Origin of the sequence: Streptomyces sp. NPDC048441, assembly GCF_043200235.1 — a bacterium.
In the GTDB taxonomy this organism is placed as follows: domain Bacteria; phylum Actinomycetota; class Actinomycetes; order Streptomycetales; family Streptomycetaceae; genus Streptomyces.
Genome location: NZ_JBICXM010000008.1, coordinates 374,419 through 392,426, shown reverse-complemented (window position 1 = coordinate 392,426; position 18,008 = coordinate 374,419). Strand labels below are relative to the sequence as shown.

Genomic DNA, 18,008 nt, shown 5'->3' with positions numbered 1-18,008 from the left:
TGGGTGGCGACAACTTGCCACCCCTGCTCGGGTCAGCCCGTGACCTGCCACGTGAGCGAGCCGGTCAGGAGCTTCCGCAGATTCGGGTCGCGTACCGCCTTGTTCGGGTCGGTGGCGCGTGCCGTGACGGTGTGGGGGCGGCCGTCGGCGGGCACCCCGAGCTTGCCGGGAGTCACGCTGCCGGCGTCCCGTGCCTGCCGTGCCTCGTGGCCGTCCACGTACCAGCGCAGTCGCGCGCGGGAGGACGCCTCGACGCGAATCCGCTCGGTGGCGCGCACCTTCCGGTCGGTGGGGGTGGCAGAGGTGAGGGCCGGTGCGTGCTTGTGGAAGCCCGCGATCATCGCCTCACGTCCGGGCGAGTTGAACTCGCGGCCCAGGGTGCGCATGATCGAGTCCTCGGTGGGGCGGTTGAGGCCGTGCCCGTGGTAGCCGCCGCCCTCGTACGCGCCGACGGTGCCGCCGTCGGGTGACTCCTGGCCGAGCCAGCGATACCACTTCGTCTGCTGCGCGGCCATGTCGTCGGCGCCGAGTTTGCTGAGGTTGGACTCGCCGGGCTCGGGGCCGGTGTAGGTGCTGTCGTCGTACCAGTACTCGTCGGCGAGCTTGCCGAACGAGTGGCCGGTCTCGTGGACGGCGACCTGGTCGGAGTCGGGGTGGTCGGACGAGGCGGTGCCGATGCCGTCGTAGCCGGACGGCGATGTGATGTCGTTGTAGCCCGCGCCGCCGTACTTGGTGGAGTTGCCGAGCACGATGACGAGATCCGGGTCGGCGGCCTTGCTCGCGTAGGCCTCGACCTTGTTGGTGTCGACGCAGAGCAGCCGCTCGATGCCGTCACAGAAGAACGCCGAGTTCAGCGCGGTGTTCTTGGTGACGTCGCTGGTCGGGTCGCCCGAGACGCCGGACTCCTGCGAGTGCGCGTCGACGGCCCAGACGTTGAAGAGGTCCTCGTACTGGGCGTACGGCTCGACGGCGGCCATCTCCTTCCACTTGGTGCGCACGTCGGCGTGGAAGTCCTCCTGCTGGGCGGCGGTGTAGCCGTCGCCGATGAAGACGACATCGACCTTGGCATCGCTCGCCCCGGCCTCCACGATCGGCACGACGTCGCCGTCGTCCTTGATCTTGGCGTGCTCTTTCCTCGTGAGTGGGGCGGCGTCGGCGACGCGCGTGTGGCGGGGGTGGCTGCCGGGGCCCGTGAAGTACTCGACCTCGACCTGGTCGGCCGAACGGGTGCCGCCGCTGCCATCGGTGTCGCCCCGGCTCTGGTTCGCGGCTACCGGAGCGGTGGCGGCGAGCGCCGCGGCCAGGGCGACGCCGACGGCCACGGTGAGACGCTTGCGGGATATGTGAGATGTGCGGGAAGCGTGGGATGGGTGTCTACGCATGGAAGATCTCCCGAGAGTCTGCGCGGACCCGGGATGCCGCAAGTCCGCGCTATAAGTGGGGGGTTAAGGGAGCTTAAGGCGCGGTTCAATGTAGGGGTTGTGGGGAAGCTAGGCAATGCCCGGCGCGCAAGGTGGCGGTGGGGGCGACGAGATGGAGGTGGGGAAATGGCGGCGACGGAGAGCGGATCCGGGGTCGGACGGCTCGACGAACCCGCGGTGATCGGGCGTCGCGTCCTGCGTCTCCGTACGGAACTCGGGCTCACCCAGCGGCAGTTGGCCGAACCTGCTTACACGCCCGCCTACGTCTCCACGCTCGAGTCGGGCAAGGTGAAACCGTCCGAGGCTGCCCTCCGGCACTTGGCCGGGCGCCTCGGCGTCACTCACGAGGAGCTCGCGACGGGACGCCCCGCCCGCCTCGCCACTGAGCTGCGCCTGCGCCTGACCGACGCGCGGCGCGCGCTGGCCATCGGAGCCCCCGAGGACGCCGCCGCCCTCTTCAGGGCCCTGCATGACGAAGCCGTCGAGCACGCGCTTCCGGGGGAGCAGGCCACCGCACTCCTCGGCCTCGGTGACTGTCTCCTCGAGTCCGGCGAACTCGACGACGCGCACGAGTGTTTCGCCTCCGTGGAGCGACTACTCGCCGACGAGCCGCTGCCCCGCCGTGTCCCCGCCATCCGTGGCCGCGCCAACGCGCACCGCCTCACGGGTGAACTCCGTTATGCCTGCTATCTGTTGGAGACAGCACTCGACCAACTCGGCGCCTCCGGACTGCACGACCCCGACGCGCTGCTCCTCCTCTATACGGCGTCCATCGCTCCGTACATGGACATGGGCGCACATGAGCGCGCCGCGCACGCCGCCGAACTGGCCATCGCGCTCTCGCCGCGCGTGGACGATCCGGCGCTCCTCGCCGGGATGCACCGAGGGGTGGCCCGTACGTTCATCGCCCAGGGCAGGATCGCCGAAGCCGACGCGTCCCTGGCCAAGGCCCAGGATCTCTACCGGCAGTTGCACATCCGCACCGAACTCGCCCACTGCCACTGGATGCGCGGCTACGTGCACGCCCAGGACGGTGACCTGGATCGCGCCGAGAGTGAACTGCGTACCGCCTACGACATGCTCACCTCCAAGCGGGCCGCGCTCTTCGCCGAACAGGTCGAGGTGGAACTGGCGGACGTACTGCGCCGACGCGGCAAGGTCCGGGAGGCCGAGGCGCTGCTGAGGCCCTTGCTTGCCGTCGGCACGGAAGGCACGGGCCGTGCCGGACGCGGCGCGGTGCACGTGGGCGCCGCACACCGGCTGCTCGGCCTCATCGCGGAGGAGTGCGGCGACCCGGAGGCTGCCGAGGAGCACTACCGCACCGCGTTGCCACTGCTCGAACGGGCAGGCGTGGCAGGAGACTTGGCGGGCCTGTGCTGTCTCCTCGGCGATCTGCTCCGGCGGACAGGACGGACGGAAGCCGCCCTGGACGCCTACCGCACCGGCCTCGCCCACCGGGCCACGCCGGGCACGACGACGCTGGGGTCCGCGCCCGCACCGCCGCTGATGTGAGCCGCGTACCGCAAAGGAGTATCGCGAGCGAATATCGCAGAGATTTGCAGAAGCAGCGGAGTCAGGTTTCCCGCCCCACCTGCGCGGTACACGGGTATGCGCGTTCCTGCGTACGGAGGGACGTAGGCGCCGGATCAGTTGGGACCGTCAGCTACCGGCGCTGTCCGCCTACTTCAGATCGGCGAGGAGGCCGTCGAGGGCCTTCTTGAGCGCATCGGAGTTGGCCGGGTCGAACCAGGTGGTCCGGATGCGTTCGTTGTTTCCGTTCGGGGTCTCGTGGTCGGCGGCGAGTTGGTGCAGTGAGCGGGTCTCGTCGCTCAGGGCGCGGCCGACCCCCTGGAAGAGACCGCGGATGTAGCGGTCGGCGTCCTCGGAAGCGATGCCCTGGTCGGCGGCCCACGATGTGAGCGTGGCGAGGTACCAGTAGTGGGCGGTCAGCGTGCCCGTCAGCGCGGAGAAGGCGTTGAAGGCCGCCTCGTCCGCGACGGGGAGCACTCCGCCCGTCTGCTCGAAGAGGTCGTCCACCGCCGGCTGAGACGGCCAGGTCACCGTGACGGAGCGGCGTTCGCGAATGGCCGGCAGGGGAATGGCCCGGACCAGCGGGGCGTCGGTGGCGAGTGTCCGGCGCAGGTCGTCGTTGCTGACGCCCGCCATCACGTTGACCACCACCTTGTCGCCGTCCACCCGCAGGCCGGCGAGCGCTTCGTGCCGGTCCTGGCGGCGTACGGCGATGAGCACCAACTCGGAGCGGTCCACCACCTCTTGATTGTCGGCGCACACCCGCACACTCTCGTAGCGCGCGGAGAGCTCCGCAGCGGTGCGGGCTCCCCGGGGGGAGAGGAACACCTCCGGCGCCTTGTCGAGACCGTCGCACAGGCTGGTCACGACGGCCCGGCCGATCTCGCCCACTCCGATGATGCCGATGCGCTTCACAGCGTTTTCCTCCATAGCGTGCGGTGGCCTGCCTACTGCGTCTCTCGCCGCATTCTCTCAGCGGCTCAGGTAGCAGCGGATCGTGGTACCGGTATCGCTCGTATGCACGCGTACGAGATCGGCGAGGTGGTGGACCAACAGCAGTCCACGGCCGCCCCGTTGGCCACGCTCCGGAGGACGTCGGCCGGCCAAGGGATCTGCCAGGCGCCCGCTGTCATAGACCTGGCACACCAGATGCTGCCCATCGGCCCACACCCACACGGTCCCTGAACCTCCGCCGTGTACCAGGCTGTTGGTGGTCAGCTCGGCCACGACGAGCGCCAGATCCTCGAGGCGGGTCCCGGCCACGCCGAGGCCCCGTGCCCGCAGGACGGCGAAGTGCCGGGCGGCGACCAGGCCTTCGGCGTCGAAGGTGAGCACGGCGCCGGTGGGCGGCGGGGGCAAGGGCTCGTTGTAGCGGGCGACGGTCCGGTCCGGGTCGTAGGTGGGGCTGGCTTGTGCGTGGCCTTCCTCGATGACAAGCGGGTGGGTCGCGTACGCGTCGGTGAGTACCGTCGGGTCGAGACGGTCCGCGTCATAGGGGCAGAGGATGGTCGCGTCCAGGCCGTGGAACGCCGTGTTGATCAATGCTTCGTGCTGGACGCATGCCGGGTACTCGAGGGCGGTCCGGCCCACCCAGATCGGCTCGCCGATGATCCGCACCCGCCTGTCCGGATGGCGGTCCGCGAAGGCGCGCAGCACGCCGGGGATGATCCGGCCGGGGTTGCGCCCGGTCAGGGGCATGTCGACGAACTGGACCGCGTCGGCGGCCGTGCCCAACTCGTCTTTGATCAGCTTGAGTTGGGATGTGGGAGCGGCCACGGCAACCGGCTCGCCGGCGGCCAGGCCGTCCCGTACGAACGGCACCGTCCCCGCCACGTACTGCCCATGACCGCGGTAGAAGAGGGCGGCATGTTCAAAGGGCTCCGCGGGGGCGGCCGTACTCATTGCGCCACCATCTCAAGCGTGGGCAGGCCGGGCCAGAACAGATCAAGCAGTCGCTCCAGCTCGAAGGGCGGCCGGTCGACCATGATGCGCTGGTCGGCCTCCAGGCCCTGCGCCGTGATCGCCAGGGCGGACGCACCGGCCACATCGATGAAGGAGACCGCCGCCAGGTCGACATAGACAGCACGGGAACGCTGGTGGGCTATCTGCTCCAGCGCCCGCTCCCACGTCGCGAGCGTGGGCCTGCTGATCTCGCCCACCGCCCGCACCCCCGGCCGGTCGCTCAAGGGGTAGACCTTCAAGAGGGCCTGCGTACGACGCGGCTCGCCTGCCGGGCGGTCCACGCCGAAGGGAACACTCACGCCTCCCCCCAGTCTCCGGACGGCATGAATTCTCATACCCCTCTTCGCAGCCACTTATGGCCATGCGGTGCCGGCGGCGGCATGGAGCGTGGCGGCCTGGGAAGGGGCAGACAGGGACCGCCGTTGCCCACATCAGTGGAGCCCCTTGCACCATACGGATTACCGGACCCGGCAAGGTGGAACCGACTGTGACCTCCAACACCGAACGATCCCACGATCCACCCCTCGATCCATCCCTCGATGTGAGCACTTGTGCCGTGGTCATACAGCTGCGGAGCAGCGGCGGCGAGACCGTGCTGAGCGTGCGAGGAGAGATCGTCTACGGCGCCGCGGAGGCGCTGGAGAAGGCCCTGGCCCAGTTGTCGGCTGGTACCGAAAGCCTCGTGGTGGACATGGCGCAGGTGACGTTCATGGACTCGACGGGCCTGCAACTGCTGTCCCGCCTGGGCGACTTCGGCCGGCTGTACGGGATTCCGGTGCGGACCATCAACTGGGTGGGCCAGGCGCGCAGAGTGCTGGAGCTCACCGGATTCGACCCGGACACTCCTGGAGCACCGGCCCCGGTGTCCGTCGAGCAGCCGCCGGAGCCATCGGCGGTGGCCCTGGAACGGGCGGAGGCACTGGGGCGCCTTGGCGAAGAGGTGGACCAGCTTCAACATGCCATGGTCTCGCGGCCGTTGATCGACCAGGCGTGCGGCGTTCTCATGGCGGCCGAGTCATGCACCGCCGAAGAGGCGTGGGGCATCCTGCGCGAGACCTCCCAGCACACCAATGTCAAGCTGCGCGACATCGCCGCGGCGGTGGTCGCCGGCGTCGATGGCTCCGGGGCGGAGGTCTCGGTGCGCACAGCGCTGCGGAAAGCCGTCGCACGCTCTCGTGTCAGCCGCCGACGGGAGGGCTGACAGGGGTACACGTGTCCCATGACGACGAACGTTGAGCGCCGGGACCGACGCGCAGAACGGCGAGCGGCAGAAGAACGGCCGGGCCTGCGCACTGAGACCGGCCCTGCTATGCCAGGGGCGTGGACCGGATCGCGGATATGTCGAACTGCAGCCGGACCTTCTCGCTCACCATGGAGCCACCCGTCTCCAGGCGCTGGTTGTAGACCAGGCCCCAGTCGGTGCGGTCGATGGTGGTGGTGCCGTCGAAGCCGGCCCTCTCGAAGCCGAACGGGTCCACGACCGAACCGAGGTAGTCGAGCTGGAGTTCGACGGGCCGGGTGACGCCGCGGATGGTCAGTTCGCCGGCCATGCGGAAGGTCTCCCCGCCGTCATGGACCGTGGAGGTGCTGCGGAACGTCATCTCCGGGTGGCGGCGCGCGTCGAAGAAGTCGGCGCCGACGAGGTGTCCGTCCCGCTGTTCCACGCCCGTGTCGACGCTCGCGACCCGGATGGTGATCTCGGCCCGCGATTCGGAGGGCCGGGCACCATCGAAGTACAGCGTGCTGTCGTAGTCACCGAAGGCGCCTCGCACGGTCGTGACCATCGCGTGCCGCACGGAGAATCCGATGCGGCTGTGCGGACGGTCGATGGACCACTGCCCGGTCAGCGCACGAAGTGCCGGGTCGAGCGCGGCACCGGCGGCGGCCGGTGAAGGCGTACGGGGGCCGACAGCCGACGTCGGCTCGAGGGTCGTGGTCTGGCGACGCGTGAAGATACCCATGGTGTCGTCCTCTCCTTCGGAATTGATTACTCCGTGTTATCACGCTACCGATAGGCGCCAGGCAGCGAGATGAGAGGTCTCGTCCGGGTTCCGCGCTCCTGCCTGCAAAGCTGCACAAGATCGGCACGGATGTGGATGCACTGTTGGGTGGATTGATGTCACGTAAGGTCACCAATGGTGTTCTGTCACAACCTGTCGTACGACCCCCAGTTCCACCAGATCCTGTGGGCGCAGGCGCAGTTGCTCCGCCGTCGACCGGATCTCCTCCTGCCCCCGCTTGAGGATCGCGGCGGCCGCCTCAGGGGCGATGACCGAGAAGTAGCTGTCCGGCGTCGCCCAGAGGTTGTCCGGAGCCGCCAGGGCCAGTGCGCCGCCCGAGCCGCCCTCGCCGATGACCAGCGAGGTGACCGGCACCGGCGCGGAGCCGACGGCGGCGAACAGGTCGGCGATCGCCGCGCCCGCGCCCGCCCGTTCGGCCTCCGCCCCGTTCGCGGCGCCCGGGGTGTCGATGAGCGTGAGCACGGGAATGCCGAGCCGGCCCGCGAGCCGTACGAGGCGGGCCGCGGTGCGGTACCCGGCGGGTGTCGTCGCGGTCCCGCACTGCGCCGCGTAGGCGATCGGCCGCCCCGCGTGCCGCCCGAACCCGCAGCGCATCCCCGGGTCCGTACCCCCGCACCGGTCGCCGCGCAGCGGTGCGCGGTCGGTGAAGTAGGCGTCCAGATAGGCGGGTGCGCGCGGGCGTTCGGGGGCGCGGGCGCGGCTGACGGCTTCCCAGCCGGTGGCGGGCAGGTCGGTGCGGCCGAGAGCGCCGGGGGGTTCGGCCGGTGCGGGTGCGCCGGGGGTGGTGGATGGGGACATCAGCTTGAGGCGCAGTGCCAGTGCGTCGCGCAGTTCTTCGGGGCGTACGACCTCGTCGACCGCGCCCGCCGCGAGCTGGGCCTCGGCGGTGTACGCCGCCGGATCCGTGTCGGCCGGGCGTACGCGGGACCCCGCGAAGCCGATCTGGCTGCCGGGCAGTGCAAGGATCAGGTCGGCGCCCGCGCCGAGGGTGGCCCAGCCGCCGCCTGTGGTCGGATCGCGGATGACGGCGATCCGGGCCAGGCCCGCCGCGCCGGTGAGCTCGGACTGCTGTGCCACGCGCTGGAGTTGGAGGAGGGCGCGCATACCCTCCTGCATCCGGCTGCCGCCCGTGGCGATCAGTGAGACGACGGGCAGCCGGTGGTCACGGGCGTACCGGTGGGCGGCCTCCAGGAGATCGCCGGTGCGCTCGCCGAGGGAGCCGCCGAGGAAACCGAACTCGAAGGACACGAGCACCGTCCGGACGCCGCCGATGGTGGCGGTGCCGCAGACCACCGACTCACATTCGCCGGTGCGCTCCTCGGCGCGGGCACGCGAGTCGGCGTATCCCTGCCAGGCGAGTGGGCCGTCGTCGAGTGACCCGTCGTCGAGCGGCCCGTTCCCCCTGGACTCCTTTTTGGTGGAAGGGATTTCACGGAAGCTGCCGCGGTCGGTCACGGCGGTGATGGCCGCACGAGCGGACGAGCGGACCGGCAGGGGCGCCACCGTCGCCGGCAGAGGCCCCGCCGGCTCCGCCCTCGCCGGAGTGGGCTCAGGCATGGAGGGACCGCTTCATGATCTTCCCCATGTCGTTGCGGGGGAGCTCCGACAGATAGCGCACGGTCCGTGGGCGCTTGTGCGGGGCGAGCTGGGCGGCCACATGGTCCGCCAAGTCAGCCTGCACAGGCGGGTGTTCGGGGTCCGTCGGCACGATCCAGGCGACGATGCGCTCGCCCAGGTCGTCGTCCGGCTCCCCGGTCACGGCCGCTTCCCGAACGCCCGGATGCTCCAGGAGTGCGTTCTCGATCTCGCCCGCGCCGATCTTGTAGCCGCCGCTCTTGATGAGGTCGGTGGCTTTACGGCCGACGATGCGCACATAGCCGTCCGGATCGAGCACCGCCATGTCGCCGGTGCGGAACCAGCCATCGATGGTGAAAGCGGCGGCGGTGGCGTCGGGGCGGTTCAGATACTCGGTGAACAGATTCGGGCCGCGCACCTGGATCTCGCCGATCTCACCGGCCTGACCGGTCTCACCGGCCTGACCGATCTCACCGGTCTCGGCACCCGCCTCGTCCACGAGCCGCAGTTCCACGCCCCGCAACGGCACCCCGACGGTCCCGGCGCGCGACTCGCCGTCCGCCCGCACGCTCGTGTTCATCAGGGTCTCCGTCATGCCGTACCGCTCGACCACCCGGCGCCCCGTCGCCGCCGCGATCCGCTCGTGGTCGTGCACGGGCAGTGCGGCCGACCCGGACACCAGGAGCCGCGCTCCGGAGAGGGACTTGGCGAGCCCCGGGTCGGCGGGCAGTGCCTCCGCGATGCGGTGATACATGGTGGGCACGCCGAACAGCATCGTCGCCCCCTCGTCCAGTTCGCGCTTCACCCCGTCGTGGGAGAACCGGCCCAGATGCCGCACCGAACCGCCCCGGCGCAGCGGTCCGAGGATGCCGAGGATCAGTCCGTGCACGTGGAAGAGCGGAAGTCCGTGCACGAGCACATCGTCGGACGTCCACTGCCAGGCGTCCTCAAGGGCGTCCAGGGTGGCCGTGAGGGCCCGGCGGGGCAGCACCGCACCTTTGGGCGGTCCAGTGGTGCCCGAGGTGTAGACGATCACGGCGGGGGACTCGGGGTCGGGCTCGGCGGGTGGTGAGGCGGGTGGTGCCGCAGGTGATGCGGTGGGCGACCCTGTCGCGCCACCCGCCGCCCCGTCGGCGGTGAGCGTGATGTCCGTACGTTCCAACGCCCGTAGCGGGACAGGGAGTTCATCGCCCGGAGCCGCGAGCACCACCGTGGGAGCGCTGTCCGCCACGATGTGCCCGAGCTCGCGCTCCCCGGTCTTCGGGTTCAGCGGCACGACGGGCACACCGGCGATGAGCGCGGCCACCACGCCGACGGCGGTCTCGAGCGTTGGCGTCGCCCACACGGCGACCCGGCGCGCCGAGCCGATGGATACGGCCAGGGGCCCGGCCGTGGCGGCGAGTTCGGCATACGTCAGCGAGCGCGCGCCGAAGCGCAGGGCGGGGAGGTCGAGGCCCTCGACGAGAGCCGGGAAGAGGGGCGGGAAGGGGAGAGGGCGGGGGGCCTTGTGGGGCGAACTCACGCTGCGTATCTCCTTGGTTGATATCGAGCTGCCGTCATCGAGCCGCTGTCATCGAGCCGCTGTCATCGAGCTGCCGTCATCGAGCTGCCGTCATCGGTCCGGCTGTCGGCGGTACGGACCACCGTGCCGCCGACAGCCGGACCGATGGTGATGTTGATGTGTCCTACCCGAATCCTGGCACCACCAGGACGAGCCACACTGCAGCCGGCACCGCGGCCACCACGATTCCGCCGTACACCATCAGCTGCCGGAAGAAGCGCTCCCGGTCGACGTCGGGGGCGGCGGCAAGCACCAGTGCGCCGTTGGTCGAGAAGGGGCTGACGTCCACGACGGTCGCGGAGACGGCGAGCGCCGCGATCATGCCGACCGCGCCGATCTCGCCCTGGGCGAGGAACGGCACGGCGAGCGGGATGAGCGCGCCCATGATCCCGACGGAGGAGGCGAACGCGGAGATGATCGCCCCGATATAGCAGAGCAGCACAGCGGCGAGGAGCGGGACACCGATGTCGGAGACGCCCTCACCGGCCCACTTGATGGTGCCCATCTCCTCGAGTACGCCGACGTAGGTCAGCACACCGCAGATGAGCAGCACGGTCGGCCAGGCGATCTCCCCGACGGCCTTGCGGCTGGTGTCCGGCCAGAACGCGCTCAGGATCACAGCCAGCGTGATGGCGCTGAGACCGGCGTCGAGGTCGAACCCGAGGACGGCGACGACGAGGGCGACCAGGGCGGCGAGAGTGGCGATACGCGCTGGATCGAGCCGCGCATCCGCCTCGTCCCGCGCCGATGTGCCCCCGCCCGAGCCGCCCTCCGCAGCTCCCTCTCCCTCTCCCTTGCCGGTCCCGCGACGGCCCAGCTTCAGCCCGCCGAAGAGGACGAACACGATCCCTGCGATGAGGAGATTGACGATGAGCGAGGCGAGGAAGAGGGCGACTTCGTTCCCCGGAAGTTTCTCGCGCTCCACGATGCCGTTGACGATCGAGCCGTAGATGCTGATCGGCGAGAATCCGCCGCCCTGGGCGCCGTGCACCACCATGGCGCCCATCAGGAGCGGGCTGATTCCGTACCGGGTGGCGAAGCTCAGCGCGATCGGCGCGACGATCGCCACGGCGGCCGGGCTGACCGCGCCGATCGCGGTGAGCGCCCCGGTGATCACGAACATCACCCAGGGGATGAGCACGATCCGGCCGCGTACCAGGCGGATGGACGCGTGCACCAGCCAGTCCGTGGTGCCGTTGGCGCGGGCGATCCCGAACAGATAGGTGACGCCGACCAGGACGACGAACAGGTCGCCGGGGAAACCGGCGAAGATGCCGTCCGCGTCGAGGTCGGCGACCAGCTCGCCGACGGCGAAGGCGGCGGCGAAGGCGAGCGCGCCCATGTTGATGGAGCGGGTGGTGGCGATCACGAAGACCACCACGAGTACGAGGATGGAGATCAGTTCGGCGGACATCATGGGCTCCCGTCCCTGGGGCCGTCCTTGCGGAGTGGCAAAGTGGCTGAGCCAATCCGGCTGTTGGCGGAACTCAGCGTCGGGGGTTCGGTTTCGGCCGTCAAGGGATCGGACGTAAATTGGCTGAACCACTTGTCCACTTGGTCACTTGGCCATTGGTCCACTGGAGCGGCCGCGCTGCTAGTCTGCGATTCCATCGGGACGGGGACCGCGACGGGGGGACCGTGATGGGGGGTTGGGATGTCTGACGCACTGCGTCCCATGGGCAGGACGAGGCTGTACGAGCAGGTGCTCGACCGGCTGCGCGCGTACGTGGCCGAAGGCGGCCTGCGCTCCGGCGACCGGCTGCCGCCCGAGCGCGAACTCGCCCAGCGGCTCGGCGTGTCCCGTGCCTCCGTCAAGCAGGCCATCGTCGTACTCGAAGTGCAGGGCCTGGTCGAGGTGCGCCACGGCGGTGGTACATATCTGGTCAAGGACAGCCTGGACGCCGAGCCCGTGGAGCGCCTTGTGGAGCGCAAGCGGCGGCTGCCCGACGTGCTCGAGGCCCGCGAGGCCCTGGAGACCAAACTCGCCGAACTGGCCGCGGAGCGGCGCACGGACGAGGATCTGGTGGCGATGCGGTCCGCCCTCGACGCGATGGCGAAGGAGATCGAGGCGGGCGAGGACGGCGTGGAGGGCGACCGGCTCTTCCACGCGGCCGTGACCGCGGCCGCGCACAGTGCGCTGCTGGCCGAGTTCATGCGCTCCATCGCCGAGCAGATCGCCGAGAGCCGCAACGAGTCGCTGCGTCAGGTGGGGCGGCCTGCCCGGTCCCTCGCCCAGCATCACGCGATTCTCGACGCGATCGAGGGCGGTCGTGGCCGGGTGGCCGCCGCGGCGATGCGCAGGCATGTGCGGACGGTCGCGAAGGTACGGCTCCTCGACTGGAACCCGGACGACGAGGGAAGCGGGCCGGACGCCAGTGCCGGCTCCGGAGCTGCGTACCCCGGGTAACTTCCCTACGTCCCAGGGCTGTTCATTCGTCGGCGCAGAGCTCACCATTCTCAGCACTACTCGCGCGTAACACGCTTGCCGAGGGGGAATCTGTGCCGCGCCGCACATCCGTACCGCTGACCATCATGGCCGTCGCCGCTCTGCTGATGCCGCTGACCACGGCCGCCGCCGCCCATGCGGACACCGCGCGATCCGCGGACACCGCCCGCACTCCGGTGATCTTCGTCCATGGCTACAACGCCGACCCCGGCGTGTGGGGATCCCTGCGCGACGACTTCAAGGCGTCCGGGTACGCGGACACCGAGCTGTTCTCCTGGGGGTACGACACCAGCCAGTCGGTGAACGAGGTGCTCTCCGGCCGTTTCGCCGCGTACGTCGATGAAGTACGCGCACAGACCGGCGCCGCCAAGGTCGACGTCGTCGCCCACTCCTTCGGCGGCCTCGTCACCCGCTGGTACGTCAAGCACGGCGGCGGCACCGCGAAGGTCGCCCACTGGGCCTCCCTCGCAGGACCCAACCACGGCACCGGTACGGCCTGGGCCTGCGCCGCCTGGTCCCAGGCCTGCCGAGACATGACACCGGGCTCCTACGTCCAGGACGGGCTCGCGGAGGGCGACGAGACACCGGGCGACGTCGCCTACGCGACCTGGTGGTCCAGCTGCGACGAGGTCATCAACCCGGACGACAGCGTGCTGCTCGATGGCGCCACGAACAACGCGGCGGGTTGCCTCAAGCACAACGAACTGCTGGGGGACGACGGGGTGTCGCAGGGGGTGCGGGACTTCGTCGGCAGCTGACCACCGGACGCGGCGGGCTCAGCGGCGGAGACCGATGCGGGTCAGCCGGTCTTCGCCCGCGGGGCCTGAGGCCGACTTGTCGACCACGTACGCGGTGCCGTTGGACACCTGGACGTGGTTGGGGTTCGCGCCGGTGGCCACCGACTTCACGACGGCACCCTTGCGCGGGTCGACAACCGTGACGGTGGCGGACGTGCGGTTGACGGCGAGGACATGGCCCGAGCGCCGGTCGACGGCCACGGACTTGGTGCCGCCGCCGACCGGCACGGACCGGGCGACGGCACCCTTGCGCAGGTCGACGACCGAGACGGTGCCCGCGGTCTGGTCGGCGGTGTAGGCGGTGCGGCCGTTCTTGGAGAGGGTGATCGAGAGCGGTCCTTCGCCGGTCGGGACGAGCCGCGCGCTCTCCGCGCCGGGGGAGGCCTCGATGATCCGGCCGCCGTTGTGGTCGGCTGCGTACACGGTCCCTGTCCGCTCGTTCAGGGCGAGGCCCGTCGGGCCGGAGCCCGGGACGGTGACGCGCTTCTTCTCCTTGAAGGTGCGGCTGTCGAAGGAGACGAGGGTGCCGTCGCCGAAGGCGCTCGCCCACACCGTGTCGCGCCGCTCGTCGACGACGACCTCGCGGGCGTGGTTCACGCCCGGCAGCGTGGCGAGACGCCTGCCGCTGTGCTGGCTGTAGACGGCGACGGTGTTGTCGCGGGTGTTCGTCGTCCAGACGGTGTTGTGCTCGTCGTCGACGGCGACGCCGTAGACCGCCTCGACAGCGCCGGTGGCCGCGTCGGTAACCGGGGGCGTGTACGCCTTCTCCACCCGCAGCGTGTCCGGGTCGACCTTCAGAAGTGCGGAGTCGGTGACGGGCGGCAGGCCCACGGACGAGGTGACCCAGAGCGCGTCGTTCCGCTCGGAGTACGCCGACTGGTACAGGCCCTGCTTGATCGGCGCCGATGCGGCGGGCGCGGGCGAGCCGGTCCTCGCGGTGTCGGCGCCCGCGATGCCGGTCGAGGCCAGGGTGCTTCCCGCGGCCAGCGACACGGCTATCGCGGTGGTACGGCGAGTACGGCAGGCACGGCGGATGGTTGAGGTCATGCTGCGTCGATCTCCTTGGCAGAGGCGCCTTCGGAGGAAGGCACTCGCCGATCAACTTAGCTGAGCCTTACCTAATACGTCACCGGTTCCATGATCTGCCGGGCCGCGTGCCCCAATCAGGACAGGCAACCCGCATGTGCGAGGGCCTGCTTGAGGAGTACTCCGTGGCCGCCCGGCATCTCGTTCTGGACCCCCGCCGATGAGGCCTCCTGCGGGCTGAACCAGACCAGATCGAGCGCGTCCTGCCGGGGGCGGCAGTCGCCGGCCACCGGGACGATGTAGGCCAGGGACACCGCGTGCTGACGGGGGTCGTGGAACGGCGTGATCCCCAGCGTCGGGAAGTACTCGGCGACGGTGAAGGGCTGTAGGGATGCCGGGACGCGGGGGAGCGCCGCCGGGCCGAGGTCCTTCTCCAGGTGGCGCAGGAGGGCGTCCCGGACCCGCTCGTGGTGCAGGACCCGGCCGGAGACGAGGGAGCGGCTGACCGCTCCGTCCCGGCCCATGCCCAACAGCAGTCCGATGCTGGTGATTTCGCCGCTGTCGTCGACGCGCACCGGTACGGCTTCCACGTACAGGATCGGCATACGGGCGCGGGCTTGTTCGAGCTCGTCGGAGTTCAGCCAGCCGGGCGTGATTTCGGTCGTGTCAGACATCGGCTGATCATACGTTCCCGGGCTCCCGCCGTGCCGCTTTCCCATGGCCTCTCGCAGCCGCCGCGTCGGAGTCGTTCCCAGGCCCTAGGCTGCCCTCGGCAGTGATCGAGACCTAGGAGCGCGCACCGTGTTCGACCCCGCACCGGAGTACCCGTACGCCGAAGCCCGTCACCTCGACGAGGCACCGGCACCGCACCCGCTGCTCGCGCCGGTGCTCGGCCTCCTTGGCACCTGGCACGGCCGGGGCCAGGGTGAGTACCCGACGCTCGACGCGGACTTCACGTACGCGCAGGAGGTCACCTTCAGCCACGACGGCCGCCCCTTCCTCCGCTACGAAGCGCGGGCGTGGCTCCTGGACGCCGACGACGCACCGCTGCGCCCGTCGGCCAGGGAGAGCGGCTGGTGGCGGCTTCAGCCCGACGGCCGGGTGGAGTCGCTGATCACCCAGCCCACCGGCATCGCGGAGATCTCGGTCGGCAGCGCGAGCGACGGCACGGTCGACCTCTCCACTCATGAGGTGGCCCTCACCCCCACCGCCAAGAAGGTCGACGCCACTCGCCGCCGCTACGCGCTGACGGACGAGGACACGCTCACCTTCACCCATGACCTCGCGGCGGTCGGTCAGCCGCTGCAGCACCACCTGTCGGCGCTGCTGCGACGTACAGAGGTGTAGCTGCGACGTACAGAGGCGTGGCTGGCCCGAAACCGGCCTTGACCGGGCCCCGCCAAAGTCTATGGTCTGGACTAATGGTCTGGACTAATCCACCAACGGGCATGTCCGGCCCGGCACTTCACGCACACCCCCACCTCCCCCTGCCGTGAAGGAGTACGTATGCACAGGAAGCGGAAGTTGGCCGCAATGATCGGTGCCGGTCTGGCGCCCGTCCTCGCCCTCACGCTGCCCGCCGGTTCGGCAAGCGCACACGGATACATCAACTCACCGGCCAGCCGGCAGGCGCAGTGCGCCGCCGGCACGGTCGCGTGCGGCGAGATCAAGTACGAACCGCAGAGCGTCGAAGGACCCAAGGGCCTGCGCAGCTGCAACGGCGGCAACGCAAGGTTCGCGGAGCTGAACGACGACAGCAAGGGATGGAAGGTCAGCGACGTCAGCAGGACACAGACCTTCACCTGGACGTTCACCGCACGGCACCGCACCGCGAACTACGAGTACTTCGTCGACGGCACGAAGGTCGCGACGATCGACGGCGGCAACCAGCAGCCACCGGCGACCGTCTCGCACCAGGTCAACCTCGGCAGCGCCACCGGCCGCCACAAGGTGCTCGCGGTCTGGAACATCGGCGACACGTCGAATGCCTTCTACGCCTGCATCGACGTGAACATCCGCTAGCGGACGTGCCCTTGGTGCAGAATCACTCCGGTCATGGCCCTATGAACTGATACGTCCTCTGGTTACCCTCCGCCGCATGATTCCGACGGTTGTCTGGGGAACCGGAAACGTCGGCCGCGCGGCCATCCGTGCCGTCGCGGCCCATCCGGCGCTGAAGCTCACGGCCGTGCTCGTGCACGCCCCCGACAAGGTCGGCCGCGACGCGGCCGACCTCGCCGGTATCGACGGGCGGTTGGGCGTCGCGGCGACCGACGACATCGACGCGGTCCTGGCCACGGCGCCCCGAGCGGTGGTGTACGCGGCTTCCGGCGATCTCCGCCCCGACGAGGCCCTCGCCGACATCGGCAGGGCGATCCGGACCGGAGCCGTGGTCGTCACCCCCGCCCTTTACGCCCTCTACGACCAGCGCAACGCACCTCCCGAGCTGCGGGATCCGCTCCTCGCCGCCGTCGCGGACGGCGGCGGATCGCTGTTCGTGTCCGGCGTCGATCCCGGCTGGGGCAACGACGTACTGCCGCTGCTCATCAGCGGACTCGGCAGCACCGTCGACGCGATCCGCTGCCAGGAGATCTTCGACTACTCCACGTACGACCAGGAGGATTCCGTACGCCATCTGATCGGCATGGGCCATCCGATGGACTACGAGCCCCTGATGCTCGCGGAGACCGTCCCGACCATGGTGTGGGGCGGCCAGATCCGCCTGATGGCCAGGGCCCTCGGCGTCGAACTCGACGACATCCGCGAGACGTTGGAGCGGCGCGCGCTCGACACCTCGGTGAGCACGCGGACGATGGGTGACTTCGACGCGGGCACCCAGGGCGCGGTGCGGTTCGAGGTGCAGGGCATCGTCGGGGGCGAACCCCGCATCGTCATCGAGCACGTCACCCGCATCCACCCGTCCTGCGCACCGGACTGGCCCACGCCGCCCGACGGCGCGGGCGCGCACCGGGTCGTCATCGAGGGCCGCCCGCGCATCGAGGTCACGGTCGAGGCCGCCGACGAGGGCGAGAACCGGTCAGCGGGCGGCAACGCCACCGCGGTCGGCCGTCTTGTCGGCGCCATCGACTGGCTGGTGGCAGCGGAACCCGGACTCTACGACGCGCTCGACGTCCCGCTGCGCCCCGCGACCGGCAAGCTCGGAAGGAGCAAGCAATGAACTCAATGCACATAGACATTCCCGAGGGGCAGGAGCCGATCGGGTACGTGTGGGGCGAGATGGTCCCCGGGATCGGCATGGCCGCCGCGAACTTCTCGCTCTCGGTGTACGAGCACACGACCCTGGGGCTGCGGGAGTTCGAGGCGGCGCGGCTGCGCATCGCGCAGATCAACGGGTGCCTGTTCTGCCTCGACTGGCGGACCGAGCGCGAAGGCCAGCAGGTCGAGGAGGAGTTCGCCGACGCGGTGACCCAGTGGCGTACCACCGACGCTTTCGACGACCGCACACGTCTCGCCGCCGAGTACGCCGAGCGGTACGCCCTGGATCACCACGGCCTCGACGAGGAGTTCTGGACGCGGATGACCGCGCACTACAGCCAGCACGAGATCGTGGAACTGAGCATGAGCATCGGTTCCTGGCTGGCGTTCGGCCGGCTCAACCACGTGCTCGGCCTCGACGCGGTGTGCGTACTCCCCACTCACTGAGGGCAG

18 protein-coding genes are annotated in these 18,008 nt (G+C 70.0%); 8 read left to right on the top strand and 10 right to left on the bottom strand.

Annotated features, from left to right (window positions below):
• Positions 1-32: 32 nt before the first annotated feature.
• Positions 33-1,322 carry a M64 family metallopeptidase gene (locus tag ACGFSB_RS22420; RefSeq protein WP_393401935.1) on the bottom strand — a complete coding sequence of 430 codons (1,290 nt, stop codon included), beginning with the start codon at positions 1,320-1,322 and terminating at the stop codon, positions 33-35.
• A 225-nt stretch (positions 1,323-1,547) separates the two neighbouring features.
• Between ACGFSB_RS22420 and ACGFSB_RS22415 the strand changes: the two genes are divergently transcribed.
• Positions 1,548-2,933 (top strand): helix-turn-helix domain-containing protein, encoded by a 1,386-nt coding sequence (locus tag ACGFSB_RS22415; RefSeq protein ID WP_393401934.1) that lies wholly within the window; start codon positions 1,548-1,550, stop codon positions 2,931-2,933.
• A 168-nt stretch (positions 2,934-3,101) separates the two neighbouring features.
• On the opposite strand, the gene ACGFSB_RS22410 is transcribed toward ACGFSB_RS22415, so the two are convergent.
• From ACGFSB_RS22410 to ACGFSB_RS22400, 3 genes are read right to left on the bottom strand one after another with little or no spacing between them, the layout of a single operon-like run.
• Positions 3,102-3,866: an NAD(P)-binding domain-containing protein gene (locus ACGFSB_RS22410; RefSeq protein ID WP_393401933.1), complete on the bottom strand. Its 765-nt coding sequence runs from the start codon at positions 3,864-3,866 to the stop codon at positions 3,102-3,104.
• A gap of 57 nt (positions 3,867-3,923) precedes the next feature.
• A complete protein-coding gene (locus ACGFSB_RS22405; RefSeq protein ID WP_393401932.1) occupies positions 3,924-4,853 on the bottom strand; it encodes an anti-sigma factor RsbA family regulatory protein in 930 nt (309 codons plus the stop codon).
• Positions 4,850-5,212 carry an STAS domain-containing protein gene (locus ACGFSB_RS22400; RefSeq protein WP_393401930.1) on the bottom strand — a complete coding sequence of 121 codons (363 nt, stop codon included), beginning with the start codon at positions 5,210-5,212 and terminating at the stop codon, positions 4,850-4,852. Before ACGFSB_RS22400 ends, ACGFSB_RS22405 begins: the two co-directional genes overlap by 4 nt.
• A gap of 257 nt (positions 5,213-5,469) precedes the next feature.
• On the opposite strand from ACGFSB_RS22400, the gene ACGFSB_RS22395 reads away from it, so the two are divergent.
• Entirely contained in the window at positions 5,470-6,114 is a 645-nt protein-coding gene (locus tag ACGFSB_RS22395; protein WP_393401928.1) for an ANTAR domain-containing protein, read from the top strand.
• A 106-nt stretch (positions 6,115-6,220) separates the two neighbouring features.
• On the opposite strand, the gene ACGFSB_RS22390 is transcribed toward ACGFSB_RS22395, so the two are convergent.
• From ACGFSB_RS22390 to ACGFSB_RS22375, 4 genes are all read right to left on the bottom strand, one after another.
• Positions 6,221-6,874, bottom strand: a complete 654-nt coding sequence (locus tag ACGFSB_RS22390; RefSeq protein WP_393401926.1) for a YceI family protein — start codon at positions 6,872-6,874, stop codon at positions 6,221-6,223.
• 168 nt (positions 6,875-7,042) lie between these two features.
• Positions 7,043-8,428, bottom strand: coding sequence for a carboxyl transferase domain-containing protein (locus ACGFSB_RS22385; RefSeq protein ID WP_393402015.1), 1,386 nt, complete (start codon positions 8,426-8,428; stop codon positions 7,043-7,045).
• A gap of 55 nt (positions 8,429-8,483) precedes the next feature.
• Positions 8,484-10,031, bottom strand: a complete 1,548-nt coding sequence (locus tag ACGFSB_RS22380) for an acyl-CoA synthetase (RefSeq protein ID WP_393401924.1) — start codon at positions 10,029-10,031, stop codon at positions 8,484-8,486.
• A gap of 163 nt (positions 10,032-10,194) precedes the next feature.
• Positions 10,195-11,484, bottom strand: a complete 1,290-nt coding sequence (locus ACGFSB_RS22375) for an SLC13 family permease (protein ID WP_393402012.1) — start codon at positions 11,482-11,484, stop codon at positions 10,195-10,197.
• A 240-nt stretch (positions 11,485-11,724) separates the two neighbouring features.
• On the opposite strand from ACGFSB_RS22375, the gene ACGFSB_RS22370 reads away from it, so the two are divergent.
• Positions 11,725-12,477 (top strand): FadR/GntR family transcriptional regulator, encoded by a 753-nt coding sequence (locus ACGFSB_RS22370; RefSeq protein WP_393401922.1) that lies wholly within the window; start codon positions 11,725-11,727, stop codon positions 12,475-12,477.
• Positions 12,478-12,569: 92 nt separating this feature from the next.
• On the top strand, positions 12,570-13,274 hold the full coding sequence (locus ACGFSB_RS22365) for an esterase/lipase family protein (RefSeq protein WP_393401919.1): 705 nt from the start codon (positions 12,570-12,572) through the stop codon (positions 13,272-13,274).
• 18 nt (positions 13,275-13,292) lie between these two features.
• Here the strand turns inward: ACGFSB_RS22365 and ACGFSB_RS22360 are convergent, their stop codons facing one another.
• Positions 13,293-14,360, bottom strand: a complete 1,068-nt coding sequence (locus tag ACGFSB_RS22360; RefSeq protein ID WP_393401916.1) for a YncE family protein — start codon at positions 14,358-14,360, stop codon at positions 13,293-13,295.
• A 116-nt stretch (positions 14,361-14,476) separates the two neighbouring features.
• Complete coding sequence (locus ACGFSB_RS22355; RefSeq protein ID WP_393401913.1) at positions 14,477-15,013, bottom strand: NUDIX hydrolase family protein; 537 nt, start codon at positions 15,011-15,013, stop codon at positions 14,477-14,479.
• A gap of 127 nt (positions 15,014-15,140) precedes the next feature.
• Here ACGFSB_RS22355 and ACGFSB_RS22350 point away from each other — a divergent pair, with 127 nt between their 5' ends.
• From ACGFSB_RS22350 to ACGFSB_RS22335, 4 genes are all read left to right on the top strand, one after another.
• On the top strand, positions 15,141-15,686 hold the full coding sequence (locus ACGFSB_RS22350; protein WP_393401911.1) for an FABP family protein: 546 nt from the start codon (positions 15,141-15,143) through the stop codon (positions 15,684-15,686).
• Positions 15,687-15,845: 159 nt separating this feature from the next.
• Positions 15,846-16,361, top strand: coding sequence for a lytic polysaccharide monooxygenase auxiliary activity family 9 protein (locus tag ACGFSB_RS22345; protein WP_393401909.1), 516 nt, complete (start codon positions 15,846-15,848; stop codon positions 16,359-16,361).
• Positions 16,362-16,437: 76 nt separating this feature from the next.
• A complete protein-coding gene (locus ACGFSB_RS22340; RefSeq protein ID WP_393401906.1) occupies positions 16,438-17,517 on the top strand; it encodes a dihydrodipicolinate reductase in 1,080 nt (359 codons plus the stop codon).
• Positions 17,518-17,522: 5 nt separating this feature from the next.
• Positions 17,523-18,002 carry a carboxymuconolactone decarboxylase family protein gene (locus tag ACGFSB_RS22335; protein ID WP_393402010.1) on the top strand — a complete coding sequence of 160 codons (480 nt, stop codon included), beginning with the start codon at positions 17,523-17,525 and terminating at the stop codon, positions 18,000-18,002.
• Positions 18,003-18,008 lie beyond the last annotated feature (6 nt).

What these genes read in the sequence shown, in the direction of transcription:
- ACGFSB_RS22415 (WP_393401934.1), top strand. Translation starts at nt 1,548, where the DNA reads ATGGCGGCGACGGAGAGCGGATCCGGGGTCGGACGGCTCGACGAACCC.
- ACGFSB_RS22405 (WP_393401932.1), bottom strand. Translation starts at nt 4,853, where the DNA reads ATGAGTACGGCCGCCCCCGCGGAGCCCTTTGAACATGCCGCCCTCTTC.
- ACGFSB_RS22345 (WP_393401909.1), top strand. Translation starts at nt 15,846, where the DNA reads ATGCACAGGAAGCGGAAGTTGGCCGCAATGATCGGTGCCGGTCTGGCG.
- ACGFSB_RS22390 (WP_393401926.1), bottom strand. Translation starts at nt 6,874, where the DNA reads ATGGGTATCTTCACGCGTCGCCAGACCACGACCCTCGAGCCGACGTCG.
- ACGFSB_RS22370 (WP_393401922.1), top strand. Translation starts at nt 11,725, where the DNA reads ATGTCTGACGCACTGCGTCCCATGGGCAGGACGAGGCTGTACGAGCAG.
- ACGFSB_RS22360 (WP_393401916.1), bottom strand. Translation starts at nt 14,360, where the DNA reads ATGACCTCAACCATCCGCCGTGCCTGCCGTACTCGCCGTACCACCGCG.
- ACGFSB_RS22355 (WP_393401913.1), bottom strand. Translation starts at nt 15,013, where the DNA reads ATGTCTGACACGACCGAAATCACGCCCGGCTGGCTGAACTCCGACGAG.
- ACGFSB_RS22335 (WP_393402010.1), top strand. Translation starts at nt 17,523, where the DNA reads ATGCACATAGACATTCCCGAGGGGCAGGAGCCGATCGGGTACGTGTGG.
- ACGFSB_RS22375 (WP_393402012.1), bottom strand. Translation starts at nt 11,484, where the DNA reads ATGTCCGCCGAACTGATCTCCATCCTCGTACTCGTGGTGGTCTTCGTG.
- ACGFSB_RS22340 (WP_393401906.1), top strand. Translation starts at nt 16,438, where the DNA reads ATGATTCCGACGGTTGTCTGGGGAACCGGAAACGTCGGCCGCGCGGCC.